At 64.2% G+C, this 15,788-nt stretch carries 14 protein-coding genes; 7 read left to right on the forward strand and 7 right to left on the reverse strand.

The window, feature by feature from the left end:
• Positions 1–53 precede the first annotated feature (53 nt).
• Positions 54–1,547: an NAD(P)/FAD-dependent oxidoreductase gene (locus ABIE49_RS07695; protein WP_192737721.1), complete on the reverse strand. Its 1,494-nt coding sequence runs from the start codon at positions 1,545–1,547 to the stop codon at positions 54–56.
• A gap of 95 nt (positions 1,548–1,642) precedes the next feature.
• Here ABIE49_RS07695 and ABIE49_RS07700 point away from each other — a divergent pair, with 95 nt between their 5' ends.
• A complete protein-coding gene (locus ABIE49_RS07700; RefSeq protein ID WP_192737722.1) occupies positions 1,643–2,194 on the forward strand; it encodes a SixA phosphatase family protein in 552 nt (183 codons plus the stop codon).
• A gap of 96 nt (positions 2,195–2,290) precedes the next feature.
• The gene (locus ABIE49_RS07705) at positions 2,291–2,716 is read left to right on the forward strand and encodes a universal stress protein (protein WP_192737723.1); all 426 of its coding nucleotides are present in this window, start codon (positions 2,291–2,293) and stop codon (positions 2,714–2,716) included.
• An 85-nt stretch (positions 2,717–2,801) separates the two neighbouring features.
• Here the strand turns inward: ABIE49_RS07705 and ABIE49_RS07710 are convergent, their stop codons facing one another.
• A complete protein-coding gene (locus ABIE49_RS07710; protein WP_192737724.1) occupies positions 2,802–3,038 on the reverse strand; it encodes a DUF1127 domain-containing protein in 237 nt (78 codons plus the stop codon).
• A gap of 182 nt (positions 3,039–3,220) precedes the next feature.
• On the opposite strand from ABIE49_RS07710, the gene ABIE49_RS07715 reads away from it, so the two are divergent.
• Entirely contained in the window at positions 3,221–4,564 is a 1,344-nt protein-coding gene (locus ABIE49_RS07715; RefSeq protein WP_192737725.1) for an aminotransferase-like domain-containing protein, read from the forward strand.
• Positions 4,565–4,584: 20 nt separating this feature from the next.
• Here ABIE49_RS07715 and ABIE49_RS07720 read toward each other — a convergent pair whose 3' ends face one another.
• Complete coding sequence (locus ABIE49_RS07720) at positions 4,585–5,172, reverse strand: YdcF family protein (RefSeq protein ID WP_192737726.1); 588 nt, start codon at positions 5,170–5,172, stop codon at positions 4,585–4,587.
• Positions 5,173–5,277: 105 nt separating this feature from the next.
• On the reverse strand, positions 5,278–5,886 hold the full coding sequence (locus tag ABIE49_RS07725) for a hypothetical protein (protein ID WP_192737727.1): 609 nt from the start codon (positions 5,884–5,886) through the stop codon (positions 5,278–5,280).
• 69 nt (positions 5,887–5,955) lie between these two features.
• Here ABIE49_RS07725 and ABIE49_RS07730 point away from each other — a divergent pair, with 69 nt between their 5' ends.
• Positions 5,956–6,390, forward strand: a complete 435-nt coding sequence (locus tag ABIE49_RS07730; protein ID WP_192737728.1) for a hypothetical protein — start codon at positions 5,956–5,958, stop codon at positions 6,388–6,390.
• Between the two features lie 76 nt (positions 6,391–6,466).
• Here the strand turns inward: ABIE49_RS07730 and ABIE49_RS07735 are convergent, their stop codons facing one another.
• A complete protein-coding gene (locus ABIE49_RS07735) occupies positions 6,467–8,869 on the reverse strand; it encodes a bifunctional diguanylate cyclase/phosphodiesterase (RefSeq protein WP_192737729.1) in 2,403 nt (800 codons plus the stop codon).
• A 1,030-nt stretch (positions 8,870–9,899) separates the two neighbouring features.
• Between ABIE49_RS07735 and ABIE49_RS07740 the strand changes: the two genes are divergently transcribed.
• The gene (locus tag ABIE49_RS07740) at positions 9,900–10,979 is read left to right on the forward strand and encodes a lysylphosphatidylglycerol synthase transmembrane domain-containing protein (protein WP_192737730.1); all 1,080 of its coding nucleotides are present in this window, start codon (positions 9,900–9,902) and stop codon (positions 10,977–10,979) included.
• Positions 10,980–11,066: 87 nt separating this feature from the next.
• On the forward strand, positions 11,067–13,019 hold the full coding sequence (locus tag ABIE49_RS07745; RefSeq protein ID WP_192737731.1) for an SGNH/GDSL hydrolase family protein: 1,953 nt from the start codon (positions 11,067–11,069) through the stop codon (positions 13,017–13,019).
• Here the strand turns inward: ABIE49_RS07745 and ABIE49_RS07750 are convergent.
• Positions 13,016–13,897, reverse strand: coding sequence for a DUF3313 domain-containing protein (locus ABIE49_RS07750; protein ID WP_192737732.1), 882 nt, complete (start codon positions 13,895–13,897; stop codon positions 13,016–13,018). The two genes, ABIE49_RS07745 and ABIE49_RS07750, sit on opposite strands and share 4 nt — an antisense overlap.
• Positions 13,894–14,916 (reverse strand): alpha/beta hydrolase family protein, encoded by a 1,023-nt coding sequence (locus tag ABIE49_RS07755; RefSeq protein ID WP_192737733.1) that lies wholly within the window; start codon positions 14,914–14,916, stop codon positions 13,894–13,896. The genes ABIE49_RS07750 and ABIE49_RS07755 overlap by 4 nt, the downstream gene beginning before the upstream one ends.
• Positions 14,917–15,134: 218 nt before the next feature.
• Here ABIE49_RS07755 and ABIE49_RS07760 point away from each other — a divergent pair, with 218 nt between their 5' ends.
• Positions 15,135–15,752, forward strand: coding sequence for a TetR/AcrR family transcriptional regulator (locus ABIE49_RS07760; RefSeq protein ID WP_354066654.1), 618 nt, complete (start codon positions 15,135–15,137; stop codon positions 15,750–15,752).
• Positions 15,753–15,788 lie beyond the last annotated feature (36 nt).

Below are 15,788 nucleotides of genomic sequence, written 5' to 3' on the forward strand. Positions count from 1 at the left end.
TGCGAGGCGGAACAAGGTGGTTCGCCATCAAATACGGCGCGCGCGTGCGGAAGTTACACGGATCCGTCCCGAATTCGCTCACTTTCCTGCGAGACCACGACCGGCGGTATTGCGACGTCCGGGGCTTCCGACGGCGGCTGCGGGCGGACCGGCCGCGACGGACCCGGCGGCGGACGGCGACGGAGCGGCGGCCTGGTTCCGGCCTGCCGGCTGGCCTCGGCCACCCGCGCCTCGCGAATCCGCTCCTTGGCGCGCATGCCTTCCCGGTACCGGGCCAGCGCGCCCGCGGCGGCTGAACTTCCCCGCCCCCACATGCCGATCAGGTGACCGGCGACCCGCCCGGTCGTGCCGCCTGCCCAGACCAGTTCGAACGGCGAAAACAGCCGCCAGCGCTCGTCGCCCCACAGAATGCTGCGCGCTACCAATTGCCCAGCCATCGCCGCGGTGTTCATCCCCTGGCGGCCGAAGCCGGAGGCGACCCACAATCCTTTCCGCAACTGGCCGATCTGCGGCATGCCGTGCACGGTCACACCGACGGCACCGCCGAAGACATCGGATATTCCGACCTTGCCGAGCTTTGGAAAAATGGTGGAGATTCGGTGCTGGATGGTCGCGCCGAAGCGCCGCGGCCGCGCGTCCCAGGTCGTTTCCGGACTGGCCCACATCAGGCGGTCGCCCTCCACGATCCGGAAATGATCGATGCCGTCGCTGTCGCTAACAGATCCCTGAAAGGTGATGGCGTCAGTTAGCCGCGCGCCGAGCGGTTCGGTCACGGCGGCATAGCGCCAGACCGGCAGCAGCGTTTCCGACAGCCGCCGCAACGGCGCCCCGAGATGGATGTTGCCAGCCAGCACGATGTGGGATGCGCGAAGCCGCGCCGACGGCGTCACGATGCGCTTGCGAATGCCCGAAGGATCGATGCTGACGACCGGCGTGTCCTCGAAGATCCGCGCCCCTGCCCGCCTTGCGAGCGCAGCCAGGCCATGGACATATTTGCGGCCGTCGACCTGAAACGCCTTGGGGTAATAGATGCCGTGGAAATAGTGCCCGGTCTTGAGCTGATCGCGCACCCGATCGACCTGCCAGCCCTCGACTTCGGTCTCGAAATCCTCGCTAAGCGTCTGCAGCCGGCTGATCAAGGTTTCACCGGCATCGACGTTGGAGACTTCCAGCGCTCCCTCGGTCAGTGCAATGCCCGGCATCGCCTCTTCGGTCGCTACGGTGCGAATGTAATCAGCGCCCTGCTTCGACAGCGCCCAGAGTTCGCGGGCATCCTCTAGGCCGACGCGCTCAATCAACTCGCCGATCGGAAGGCTGTAGCCCGGCATGACGGTGCCAAGCTGGTTGCCGGACGCGTTCCAGCCGACGTGCCGGCCCTCGAGCACGGCAACGCTGGCGCCAAGACGCGCGGCCTCCAGTGCCACGGTCAGGCCGGCGAGGCCTGCTCCGACCACGCAGATGTCGACATCGAGGTCGAACGACAGGCGCGAGCGAAACGGCGCGTCGTCGTCCGGACCGTTGGTCGCACTTGTGAAAGTCTCTGCCATGGCGTTTTCTTACGGACCGCTGCGGCGCTTGTCACCTTGTCCTGAGCATGAGCCTGTAGATTAATTCAGGCCGAAACGAATCGAGATTGCTGCCCATGCGCCGTTTGATGCTGCTGCGTCACGCCAAGACCGAACACGACGCGCCCTCGGGGCACGACCAGGACCGCCGTCTCGACGACCGCGGCCGGCTGGACGCCGCCGCCGTCGGTGGCTGGATCGGCCGGCACCTGCCCGTTCCCGACATGGTTCTGGTCTCAACCGCGGTGCGGACGCTGCAGACCTGGGAAATCGTCCGGCAGGCGATGCAGGATGCGGCCAAGGATTTCGCCCCGCCGCAGGTCGAGTTCCTGGCCGAACTCTACGGCGCCGACCCGACGCATCTCCTGCGGACCATCCGCATGGCCGAAGCCACCGATCCGAAGCGGTTGATGGTGATCGGCCACAATCCCGGCATGCATGAACTGGCGCTGGCGCTTTCCGGCGGCGGCGATGCGGCCGCGAAGAAAGCACTCGAGCACAATCTACCGACCAGCGGCCTTGCGATCCTCGACTTCGCGAACAAGGATTGGAACGAGGTGGCGTTTCGCGGCGGCAACCTCGTGCGCTTCACCAGCCCGAAATTGCTGAAGCAGACGTCGGACGACTAGCCCAAACATAAAATCGCGAAAACAACCCCATGCAAAGTAGGCCGGGCGGACATCCCGGCGCCGTCATGCTAGGCTCGTGGCTGACAGGAGGCGCGGATGTTCAAGTCCATTCTGGTGCCGCTCGATCTCGCCGATACTGATTTGGCGAAGCCTGCGATCGCGACCGCGGCGACGCTGTCGCAGACCTGGAACGGCACGGTGCGGCTGCTCAACGTGATGCCGATGACGCCGGTGATGCTGGCAGAATATGTGCCGGCCGACTTCGACGCCCAGCAGCGCCAGACCTCGGAAGAAGCGCTCGCGATCGTGGCGCAGGAATCCGGCATCGAGGCGTCGCGCATTTCCGCCGTGGTGCGGCAAGGCGGTATCTATCACGAGATCCTGGAAGAGGCCGCGGCAATCAAGGCCGATTTGATCGTGATGACGTCGCACCGGCCGGCGATGCGGACCTATTTTCTCGGCTCCAACGCCGGCCATGTGGTGCGCTACGCCAAATGCTCGGTGCTGGTGGTCCGGCACTGACGGACCGCGATTCCCGGTCACGCTGCGACCCGGTCGATCAACCGGGCCGCATGTTTTTATCGTGCAGGTCGGGGCGCCCGGGCCGTTACCGAAGCCGCCCGAGTTCCGGATCGACATGACCCCAAACCGCCTGCTCGATGTGGCTGCGGGTTAATCCGATATCGCGGAGCTCACGATCGTCCAGCTGCCGTAGCGCTTTGACCGCCGCCCGGCGATCCAGATACGCGACGATTGCATGCGCCCAAATCCCGAGCCGGCGGAAAAATCCGCCCGAGCTAAGGGAAATTGCAGGCTGGGCTGCGGCTTGGGACATCGTGGTCATTGGTCTTCTCCGGTTGGCTTTCACGCGGCAAGGCGATGCCGCCGACGCAATCGCTGGGAATCAGCGGCAGCGCCTTAAGGTCTGATTGTTTGCACTCTCCTCAGTGCAATCTCAGGCTTGATAGGTTCAAAATGATCCGGTACATTCCTCGGTGCAAGTAAAACATTGCTCTCGGTGCAATTATGTCAAAGTTCGAATATCTCAGGCTTGCCGATGCCGTTGCCTCCGAGATCGCCAATGGCGGGCTCAAACCGGGCGATCGCCTGCCGCCGCAGCGCAGTTTCGCCTATGAGCGCAAGATCGCGGTCTCCACCGCGAGCCGCGTCTACACGGAATTGTTACGCCGCGGCCTCGTGGTCGGCGAAGTCGGACGCGGCACGTTCATTTCCGGACAGGCGCCCCGTGCGATCACCACGCTGACCGAGCCACGCGGCGCCCGCATCGATCTGGAAGTCAATTATCCGCTGCTGCCGACGCAAGCGGCCCTGATTGCGAAAAGCCTCGAGGGACTGGAGCGGCCGGAGGCCCTCGAAATCGCGTTGCGGCAAGGCACCAGCGCCGGCACGCAAGCGGCAAGAAATATCGCAGCGGATTTCCTCTCCCAAAACGGCTGGTCGGCGCGCGCGGAGCAGATCGTCTTCACCGCCAACGGCCGGCAATGCATCGCCGCCGCATTGGCCGCGATCGTACCGGCCGGCGGCCGTTGCGGCGTGGAGGCCCTGACCTATCCTTTCATCAAGGGCATCGCCGCCCGGATCGGCGTGACACTGGTGCCGCTGACAATGGACGAGCACGGCGTGCGTCCCGACGCCGTGCAAAAGGCCCACCGTGAAGCGCATCTGACGGCGCTGTACATCCAGCCGACGGTTCAGAATCCATTGGGCATGACCATGCCGGCCTCGCGCCGCACCGAGTTGCTGCGCGTCGTCGAGAAACTCGATCTCACCATCATCGAAGATGCGGTCTATGGATTCCTCGACAACGAGGCTCCGCTGGCGGCGCTGGCGCCCGATCGCTGCGTCGTGCTCGACAGTCTTTCCAAGAAGGTCGCGCCGGGTCTGGCGCTCGGCTTCATCGTTCCCCCGCCACGTTTGCGCGAGAGCATCATGGCATCGGTTCGTTCCGGCGGATGGACGGCCTCGGGATACGCGTTCGCGGCCGCGCAACGCATGATGGCCGACGGCACCGCGTCCGAACTCGTCAGGCTCAAACGCATCGACGCGCAGCGGCGTCAGCACATTGCCGCCGAACGGCTGGCCGGCTTCGAGCTGCAGGCCAACCCGAAATCCTACCATCTGTGGCTGACGCTGCCGCACCACTGGCGGTCGCAGACTTTCGTCGCCGCCGCGGCCCGCCGGGACATCGCGTTGACGCCCTCGTCGACCTTTGCGGTGAGCCCCGGACATGCGCCGAACGCAATAAGGCTGGCGCTGGCCGCGCCGCCCGTCGACCAGCTCGATGCGGCGCTGCGCACGCTGGCGGGAATGCTGCGCGCGAGCGAAGAAGATTTCGAATCGACCGAATAGGTCGGTCCAGCTCCCTCACCTCACGGCCACTCGGCGATAAAGCCCTTCGCCTTGTACGGCTCGATCTTGTCCCATTCAGAGAGCATGCGCCGCCTGAATTCGGGATCGGTGTACCAGAGCGCCCGCGGCGTCGCAAAACTGTCGACCGTGACCAGCATTTTCTCCACTTCCGGCCAGTGCCGGTGCAGCGTCATCGGATAGCGGCGCGCGGTCCAGGTATTGCCGAGGCAAATCACGCTGCGAACATGCGCAAGCCCCAGCGCGGCGTCGATCACCGGGAGCGAGAAGATCACGTTCTCGCCGGTGTTTTTCGCGCGATCTTCCCGCAGGATCCGTCCGGGCGGGATGCCGCGCGCGATCATCGCATCAGCAATGATTTCGCATTCCGAGCGTTCCGATCCTGGCGTTATCCCGCCACTGACGATCGAGCAGCGAAAGTACCCGTTGCGCCACAGCCTGAAGGCTTCATCGACGCGCTCCCTGACATCGAGGCGGGTACCGAACACAAACAGCAGATCGGCCGGCTTCAGCGGCGTGCTGATCAAATGCTGCGCATTGATGGCGGCAATCTCGGCCTCGCTCGGCAATCGCGTGCTTCGATCCGTCACTTCATGCTCGCAGCAATGCTCATCCAACCGCGGGGAACGCATTGGCACGATGCCGCATGCGGTGCGCTTGGCGAAGTCACATTTGATTGCGCTTGATTGCGCAAGCTACGGCAGCAACGCTCGCGGCAAATGATCGAAGTCGTAACTGCGCGGCCGGTTGCGCTTGATGAAGCCGCCGATCTGCCAGCTGAACAGCGCGACGAAGCCAACCAGAAACAACGCGCCGTACCATTCACCGGTCGCAAACGCGCGCACCAGAAGTCCGGCCATCGCGATGCCGAGCAACGTCACCATCGCAAGGGCCGCGGCGTAGGTGATCCGTCCGATACCGGCGATCAACGCGGCCTTGCTGCCCGCCTTCGCCATGCGCCGATGCAACTCGGTGATGAAGGCACGATAGTCGCGATCCTGCGGCACCATCAGCGAGACGGTTTGCCAGGTGGTCGAGAGAATGGTGATGCGTCCACCATCCCTGCCCTGGAGGTCGGCGCGGAAACGGCGGGACTGCATCGACGACGGCTTGTAACTGAGGCGGATCGCCGCGATGTCGGCGTAACCCCAGACACCGGACTTGCCCGAGATATGCCAGGACAAGCCGGCATCGGTCAGCTTGAATTCATGCGCCGATCCGATCAGCGACGCCTTGTAGACGTAGCGGGTCTCGGGCGCGCTCTCGCCCGATGTCTCCGTCCTGTTGGGTAACGAGGTTGGCAATTGAAAAATCCCGGTAGCGGCCGAGCGCGCAGCTTGCGCGGCCAGCCGGCTTTACCTTACAAGCAGGCCATGGCCGAGACGACCTATTTTCCGCGACGCCTGATTCTGGCCGGCGCGATGATATCCGGGGTGCTGCTGGCGCTTGCCGTTCACATGCTGGGCGCGCGCTACGGCCTCGACCTCGGCGGCCTGTGGCGATCCGATACCCGTGAATTCATGCCCGCGGGTGCGGCCATTGCGTGGTGGCTGATTGCGAGCGTCGGTTTTTGCGGGGGCTATTTCACCGCCAATCTGATGCACAGTGCGGTGTCCGGCCAGATCCCGCAGCGGATGCGCCAGTTCCTGATCGCGGTCGGCGTGCTGATCCTGGCCGGCGCCGGCCAGGCAGCTTCCGCGCCGAGCCCGATCCCGACGATTTCGGGCGTGCTTTCGGGTCTTGCGGCGTTATGCCTCGGCGCCGTGATGGCGTTCTGCGGCGCGCATTTCGCGCTGCGTAAAGCGTAACCTCAAACCCGATTCCTTTTTTGACGCGTTTTCTTTACGCGAACCGGTATCCACTTCGCTCGAAAACGCTCTGCGATTACGCGACGATGCGCGCGCGCGGCTTCGACAGCATCGCGGCCACCTCGGCGGCGGGACGCGGCTTGCTGAAGAGATAGCCCTGGGCCTGCGTGCACCCTTCGCGGCGCAGCAGATCGAACTGGGCCTCCGTCTCGACGCCCTCCGCTGTGGTGACGATCCCGAGACTCTTGCCTAATCCGGTCACGGCGCGGACGATGGCCATGGAATCGTCGCGCGTGGCCAGTTCAGTGACGAAAGAACGGTCGATCTTGATCTTGTCGAACGGGAAACTGCGCAGATAGCTCAGCGACGAATAGCCCGTTCCGAAGTCGTCGAGCGAGATCCTGACGCCAAAGCCGCGAAGCTCGTGCAGAACCGCCAGCGTCGTCTCGCTGTTCTGCAACAGCACCGATTCCGTGATCTCCAGTTCGAGGCGATGCGCCGGAAGACCGGCGGCCTGCAACGCCGACTTGACGGACAAGATCAGGTTCGGATTCTTGAACTGCACCGGCGAAAGATTGACGGCGACGGTGATATCCTCGGACCAGCCTGCGGCGTCAACGCAGGCCTGCCGAAGCACCCAATCACCGAGCGGAATGATCAGACCGGTTTCCTCCGCCAGCGGAATGAAATTCGCCGGCGCGATCATCCCGCGGAGCGAATGATTCCAGCGTACAAGGGCCTCGAACGCGACGACGCTGTCGGTGGCGACGTCGCGGATCGGTTGATAATAGACCTCGAACTCGTCGCGTTGCAGCGCCGCGCGCAGATCCAGTTCCAGAATGCGCCGCGCCTGGGCGCGGGCATCCATTCCGCTCTCGAAGAAGCGATAGGTGCCGCGGCCGTCCGCCTTGGCGCGATAGAGCGCGAGATCGGCCTTCTTCAGCAGTTCATCGGGGTTCTTGCCGTCCTCGGGCGCCAGCGAGATGCCGATGCTGACGCCGACGACGAGCTGGTGGCCCCCGATATCGTAGGGCTCCCCGATCTTCTCGACGATGTGGCTGGCAAGCAAGGCCACCGCCGACGGATCGCAGTCGCTGCAGAACTGCACGACCGCGAATTCGTCGCCGCCAAGTCTAGCCACCGTGTCGTGCTCGGTGACGCATTCGCCGAGCCGGCGGGCAACTTCCTTCAGCAGGGCGTCGCCGACCGGATGGCCGAGCGAGTCGTTGATTTCCTTGAAATGATCGAGGTCGAGGCAGAACACCGCGAGCTGATCGCTGCGCTTGGCGAGGCGCAGCGCCTTCTCAAGCTGCTCGCGGAACAGCGTCCGGTTCGGCAGATTGGTGAGCGCGTCATGGCGCGCCATATGGGTGATCTGCTCCTGGGCCGCCTGCCATTCGGTGATGTCCTCGAAGGTCGCAACCCAACCACCGCCCTCTTTGGGCTGATCGACGACGCGGATTGAACGTCCGTTGCGGCTGACGACGCGGTTCAGGCTCTCGCCGGCTTTCGCCGCGGTCACCACAATGTTGAAGAATTCTTCGGGATCGCCGTCCCATTTTCCGATCGATTTCTGATCCCGCAGAACGTCGACCAGCAAACGGCCCTGCAGCGGCATGTTGGTCCGATCCATCATCTCGCTGTAGCGCTGGTTGAACAGCATGATGCGGCCGTCCGCATCGAACATGCAAAGTCCCTGCGACATGTTTGTGATGGCCGAGTCGAGCAGGACCTTCTGCTGGTGCAGCTCGCTGCTTGAACGGCGATCGAGCAGCGCCGCCACGAACGATATGCCGAGGATGGCGAACGCGGCCACCGCGGTCAGAAAGGAAAGCGCGCCCGGCGAGATCGTCAACTCGTCGGTGACGAGGGTCGGATCGGCAACGAGCGTCACGGCGCCCATCGCCGTGAAATGGTGGGAAACGATCGCGATCGTCAGCAGGCCCGTGGCGGCCAAGGTATGATTGCGGTCCTCCCGGCGCGCGGCGATAACGAGCGCCAGGCCGGCGAACATGCCACCGAACACGACGGATGCCAGCACGATGCCGGGCGACCAGATGATACGCGCCGGTAGCTCCAGCGCCATCATGCCGGTGTAGTGCATCGCTGCGACGCCAGCGCCAACAATCGCGCCGCCCATCGCGAGCGTCGACCGGCGGTCGTTGAGCAAGGCAACGCTGAGGCCGACCGCGGCGATCGAGACCGCAAAGATCAGCGACAGCAGGGTGACCGGAATATTGTATCCGGCCCCCGCCCCGGGATCGTAGGCGAGCATCGCCACGAAATGGGTGGCCCAGATTCCGCAGCCGCCGACCGCAGCATCAAGGCCGACCCAGATCGCGCGGGTTCGTCCCTGCGACGCCCTGGCGCGATGAAACAGGCTGATCGCTACTGCGCTGGCCAGCCAGCAAATGATGCCGGCGAGAACGACCAGCCGCAAATCATGCTCGGTGACCAGGCAATTCAGAACTTGATACATCACAGACCCCTGCTACAGGCCTGTAATGACGACGCTAATGGTGCATTTGGGGTAACCGACGCGGTGTCGTCTGGTTCGATGGTGAATGAATGCTTGGCGTCCTCGCGTGCCGGTTGCGGGTTCCCGCCGTTACCCGGTGATTCCCGGTATCGACCGAGCGCGGCCTCAAACGGCCACCGGTGAAGTGATTCCCAAGCAGTGAGTACCCGCACCGGCAGTGGCACGCCGGCCAGATCCGCAGCCCCTGGCGCAAGAACGCGCGCGATTTTCACGCGCGGCGTTTTGCCTCAATGGAGCGGACAAATCTGCTCTCGGCCCGCAGACCAACCGTGGGCTCCGCCAGCGCGTGGTCGCGCGGCAGCTTCCACACCCGGACGGCCATAGCGAGATCTCGTCAAGCGCAGCGGCGTAGGCGACATGGCTCAGCGTTGCATCCAGCACGGCCACGACCTCGCCCACGACTTCGTCAGGCTTCTGGATGATGCCGTCGATCGACGGGCCATTGACCGCCTTGCCCACCGGTCCCCCGCAGCGGAAGCACCTTTCCGGGCATGCGTCTGTTTTGTCGACATGACACAAAAAGCCTCGTTTAAGCTGCTTTTCGGCCGCGTTCCCGGGCCTCTTCGGCGACGGCGCTGTCACGAGTTGTCTCTCAGCGTAATATTAGATGTCCGCAATTCGGGATGAACAAGCCGTTCATGGTCGTGATGCCTCCCAATAACCGTCCCTCGGCTTGGGAATGCAAAACGGCGGCCCCACCTTTAGCCGATCTACGCAGGGCGGCCCCGGTAACAGCGGAACGGCGCTTACAAGAGAGCGTTGGGAACACGCCTGGCCTCGACTCACAATCGTTAACGCGGCCGCATATGTAGGACGTATGACAGGGTTGCCGAACGAACGCAGAAGCTAGGCTTGTCAAGGGCTGCACAACCGTTCGATTTTGGCTTATGTGTCTTCGCGCACGGTGCGTCTGACCGTCCCTGTCGCCGCTTTTGACAGGTTTTCTTTTGCCATCCCGCCGGGAGGATGAATGCATCGGCTGCTGACCACGCTTGGGCGTGGCTTCAAGGAGAAGATCGGCTGGAAACGGCTAGGGATCGCTGCGAGTCTCGTCATCATCATCCTTGCGGTCACCCATCTGGTTCACACCCTGAAGGGCGTCGACACCGCGATTATTCTGACCGCACTGACGGAAATCGCGCCGCATCGGATCGCGCTGGCTGCGCTGTGCGTGGTAGGCGCGTTTTGCACGCTGACCTTCTATGATTTCTTTGCGCTGCGAACCATCGGCAAGACGCATGTCCCCTATCGCATCGCTGCGCTGTCGAGTTTCACCAGCTACACCATCGGCCACAACATCGGCGCGACCGTTTTTACCGGCGGTGCGATCCGTTTCAGGATCTATTCCGACTACGGCCTGACCGCGATCGACGTCGCCAAGATCTGCTTCCTGTCGGGCCTGACCTTCTGGCTCGGCAATCTGTTCGTGCTCGGCATGGGCATGGCCTGGCATCCCGAAGCGGCGACGGCCATGGACCTGCTGCCGCCCTCGGTGAACCGGCTGATCGCGCTCGGCTGCCTCGCCGGCATCGGGGCCTATTTCCTCTGGCTGGTGATGGGCGAGAACCGCCGCGAACTCGGCCAGAACGGCTGGAAGGTGGTGCTGCCCTCGGCGCGGCTGACGCTGCTGCAGGTCATGATCGGCGTCGTCGATCTCGGGTTCTGCGCGCTGGCGATGTATCTGTTGATGCCGACGCAGCCCCATATCGATTTCGTTTCGCTGGCGGTGGTCTTCATCCTCGCAACGCTCCTCGGCTTCGCCAGCCATGCGCCGGGCAGCATCGGCGTGTTCGACGCCGCGATGCTGGTGGCGCTGCCGCAGTTCGGCAAGGAGCAATTGCTGGCAACCCTGGTGGTGTTCCGGATCCTGTATTTCCTGATTCCGTTCGGCATCTCGATCTGGATCATGGGCGCGCGCGAACTCTGGCTCAGCGTGGTGCAGCCCTGGCAGGAACGCCGCAGGCTCGCGCAGGCCAGCCGCCAGATGAACGAACAGCCCCGCACGGCGGAGGTCCCGGTCAGGCAGCCGCTCAAGCGAGCGAAACGGTAACAGCGACGTTATCTGCCTGCTTCAGTCTTTTAGGCTACGAGGGTCGGGTTCTCTTATTTCTGCCTTATCGCTAACGTCAAACGCGCCATGGCCGGAATTTTACCTCGATCGATAGCATCAATCGCGCTGCTTGCCGGCGCGCTGGCGGGGCTATCGCCTCCCCCTGCGGAAGCGCAGATCGCCCAGGGTGCCATGCAGATTTCGTGGGAGGTCCGCAACCGTTTCCGCCTGTTCCGCGAGGAACGGGATTTTCAGCTGCACACCGAAAGCGGCCGCGGTCGCAGCATTCTGGCCGCAGAACAGGCGCTGGGATTGCAAAGCGACGGCCGCGGCTGGGCACGCAACACCGTGAACCGGCTCTGCATCGATCTTGCCGGCCGCGTCAGCGAGCCCTGCACCCGCGACAACGTCAAGGAAAGCTATCTGACGCCAATAGATCATCCCATCACCGTCCGCCTGACGGGACAGGTTCCGGTCGGCGCCACCTGCGCCTGGTCGTTCGACGACGGCGACGGGCCGCAAGGCTCCACTTTCGACTGCGCCGAGCCGGTCAATTTCAGGGTCCGCTACGGCCGTGCCACCGTTGCCAGCGTCGACGTCTCCGCCGGCTCGGACGGCGGCCAGCGCGTCGCCACCGAGATCTCGGTGCGCGACATCTTCATCGCCGGCCTCGGCGACAGCATCGCTTCCGGCGAGGGAAATCCGGACCGGCCTATCGCGCTGTCAGATGAAGGCTTCTGCTTCCGCTCCTATCTGGGGTCAGCCGCCTCACAATATTACCGTCCAAGCCGCGCCGGCTATAAGGGCGGACGAGCCTGTGAAGCGCCGGATACGATGGCCGTTTGGCAGCGCCAGAGCGCGCTCTGGCTCAATGCAGCCTGCCACCGCTCGCTCTACAGCTACCAGACGCGGACCGCATTGGCGCTCGCCGTCCAATATCCGCATATCGCGGTGACCTATCTGCCGCTGGCCTGCACCGGCGCCACCATCGCCGACGGCCTGTTCGGCTCGCAGCGCGCCCGTGACTGCCCGCCGTCGAAATCGGGCAGCTGCCGCGGCACGGTCAACGCGCAGCTCACTGAATTGCGCGAGGCCGTTACGGCGGCCAAAAGCCGCCAGCCCGACCGCAAGCTCGATCTGGTGCTGCTGTCGGTCGGCGCCAACGACATCTATTTTTCGGGGCTCGTCGCCGACGTGATCGTCGACACGGCGACGGAGCGCGCCCTGTTCCGGCGCAGCGGCGTGCTGGCATCGGTCGAGGAGGCACGCGGCGCGTTGATGCGCGACCTCCCACAAGGATTTGCAAAACTGCGCGAGGCGTTAAAGCCGCTGGTCGGCGACATGTCGCGCGTGGTCTACACCTCCTACGCCAACCCGACGCTGGCCAATAACGGCGCGCCCTGCCCCGGCGGACGGGCGGGCTTCGACATCCACCCCTCGTTCAACGCCGAGCCGCAGCGACTGGCCGCGGTCTCGAACTTTGTCGAGGGCGAATTCCTGCCGCAGCTGAAGGCGCTCGCGCTGTGCCAATCCGGCATCCTGTGCCGCAACCCGCGCGCCGACCGCATGACCTTTGTCGATGCGCATCAGGCGACGTTTGCGAACCACGGTTTCTGCGCGCGTGCGGAGAGCGATCCCGAATTCGATCGCCAATGTTTCTCGGCCCGCGGCGAGAGCTTCGACCCCGATATCGTCACCGCCGCCAGCCAGCCGATGCTGTGCGGCCGCAGCGCCGGCGAATATCGCGCCTATTTGCCGCGCGCGCGCTGGATCCGCGACGCCAATGACAGCTACTTCGCGGCAATGACCTATCCGCAGGGCTTGCCGTCGTCGCAGCAGCCTGCCGACATCCACGACGCGACCTGGGGGGTTCTGTCGGCGGTGTATGGCGGCGCCGTTCATCCCACCGCCGAAGGCCACGCTGCGATGGCGGACGCGGCACTGCCGGCCGCGGCCGCCGCGCTGCAACTGGATGCCGCCGTGCCTGAAGTGATTTCGCAGCCGGTATCGCCGATCCCGGTATTGCCGGGGACGCGCTAGCGTTCGAGCGCAGAAACTGCCCTCGTGTCGACACGTGGAGCAGGTTCAGGGTGGATCTCGTTCGCTGGCGTACCTCGGTCGGTCCAATCCGGCGGCAGTCCAATCCTCTCGCCGATCATGCCGACCAGTCCCGGCGCTCGCCCGAATGCTTCACAAGCCGCCTCCTTCGGCGCTCCGCCGAGGGAGGCCTGCAATCTGGCGATCGATGGCGGTGACGAAATTTTTCCGAACGGACTCTCGGCCGTGACCAGCAATTTCCCGAAATCGTCTCCGAACGCGGAAGCGAGATCATAGGCGTCCCCGTCGCTCGACACGCGCGGTGAGCTGGTAAAGGAATTCGCGCCACGCGCCCAGATCATGGCAGCCTTTTGGCTACCGCTGCGATCACGGGCCTCGGCCTCCACGGCGAGGCTCCCGAGTCCGATCGGAAGCCGTGGGACAGGAATCGGTACACCAGGGGCAACGATCGACGGCACGACGCTCGCGACCTTGGAGACGCCGGCGGCCGTCGCATCGGTCGGCGCCACGTGGATGATCACCGCACGGACGCTCAGATCCGCCGTCTCCGTCGGTGCTACGACCTGGAAGCGCTCGCTCAGAGCAAGGCACATGGCTCTGCTGATCGCATTCTTGATCAGGCTGCGCTGCTCGCCCGAGAACGGCACGCGCGCGGCGGCTGCCGTGAAGGCGGTCGGCTCGATCCGCAGGGTCTTCGCCGCGAGAACATCGGCTTTGCTGACCCGAACCTGCGACTTGGTCAGAAGCCCATCGGACGGGGTCAGATTGTCGTAGGAAGCCAGCGAACCGGACCGTTCGAGTTGTACGGCCGTGCAGCCCCCGGCCATCCAGCCTAACGCCGCCACGACGATCCATTTCATGGTGTGGCCGGCAAGCCGATCGTTGATCCCTGCACCAGTCGCCGGGAACGGGCGATCGGAACAGGCGAAAGCGCTGACCCGGGTGCGGACGCCAGAATAGGCTGCCACGCCGCATTCCAACGCGTCAGCGCCGTACCGTTGCCGTCGAAGGCCATATCGAGAAAAGCCAGCGTGAGCTCCGTCGTGGCGGCCTTCACTTTCGGGTTGAGAGCTGGACCACCGGTGAACGAGCGATCTGTAAATATGCTGTGCGACCCGCCTTCGAATACGGCGAGCAGCTTGCGCGGTGCGGGCATTGCGTCGAAGACAGCGAGCCGGTCGGCCGCGGGCGAGTAGTACCCGGGAATCTGGATGACATCATTGGTGGCGGTCACGTGCAGGGTCGGAACCGTGATTTTGCCCAGCACCGAAGCCAGATCGGTTTCACCGTAGAACGGCGGCGCAGAGATCACGATCGCCGCGGCAAAGCGCGGGTCGCGGGCCTCGACCCACTGCCCTTCGCGCATCACGCGCGCGCCGACGGCAAGAAGCGCCGTGTTCGCGCCATAGGAATGACCAGCCGCCACGATACGCCGACGGTCGATCTGGGCGCCGTAGGGGCCGACGCCGCCGAGCAGCACGCGGTCCAGCGCGAAGCGCAAATCCCAGACCCGGGCAAGCGCCTCGCTCTCGTGAGCCGCTCGCTGCAAACGGTCGACGACGGTAAGGGGATTGCCGACCCAGAGCGACGAGTCGCTGCCCGCGTGCTGAACATGCAGGCTGGCAACGCCGCGCGCGGCCCAATATTTGCCGAGATAGCTGTATCCCCGGCGGGAGCCACCCATCCCATGGGAGAACACAATGAGCGGCACGCGCGCTCCCGGCGCGATATTCGCGGGCCAGTGCAGGCGCGCGGGAATGGTCCGCGAACGCGTCGGGTCGACCCACTCGAAATCAACGACGCGAAAAGCGGGCGCAACGGCCTCCGCTGCCGCGGGATTGACCGGAACGGCGGCCGAGATTGCGACGGCGATCAGCATGGCGCTGAGGCCCCGCCGCGTGATGGTGGCTGGTACGTCTTCGCCGGACCTTCGGGACCGCGAGGTTGCACCGTCCTGACCGACCGCAGCGGACTGAACACGCCGCAACGAAGCACCGCCGCCAATCCTGCTTTCCATGCTGCCTCACCTTGAACATAATTCGCACTGGGTGTAATAATGTAATTGCACTTAGTGTAATTTTGCAAGGAAATATATTCGTGCCACAAGAGGCCATGGAGAATTCGTCCACCAAGGAGAAAGGCCTGCGAGAGCGGAAGCGGCGCGAGACGCTGCATCGCATCGCCGAGCAAGGCCTGAAACTGTTTCTGACCCACGGCTACGAGGCCACCACGCTCGATGCGATCGCGGAGGCCGCGGGGATCTCGCGGCGAACGTTCTTCTACTACTTCAAGTCCAAGGAAGAGATTCTGCTGGCGTGGCAGGACGGCGGTTTCAACGAGACCCTGCGAGCCGCCCTGCTGGAGCAATCGACCAAACAGTCACCCCTCAACGCCGTGAAGAGCGCCTTGCTGGAGTTGACGCTGCGCTTTCAGGCCGACTACAAGCAAACCAGGGTGATCGAACGCCTGATGTGCGCGAACGAGGCGCTTCGCATACGACACCAGGCGAAATATGTAGAGAAAGAACAAGCGGTATTCGACGCGCTCTGCCAGATGTGGCCGCAGCCCAAGCGGCAGCCTGCGCTCCGCATCGTCGCGATGATGTCGATCGGAGCACTACGTCTCGCGATCGATAACTGGAACCGCGACCAGGGAAAGCGACCTATCGCCGTTTACCTCAAGGAGGCTTTCGCCGACCTGAAATCGGCGATTTGAAGCGCTTTTGGAGCCGCCGCCGCTAGAGCCTTTTCC

The organism is Bradyrhizobium sp. OAE829 (assembly GCF_040546575.1).
Taxonomy (GTDB): Bacteria; Pseudomonadota; Alphaproteobacteria; order Rhizobiales; family Xanthobacteraceae; genus Bradyrhizobium.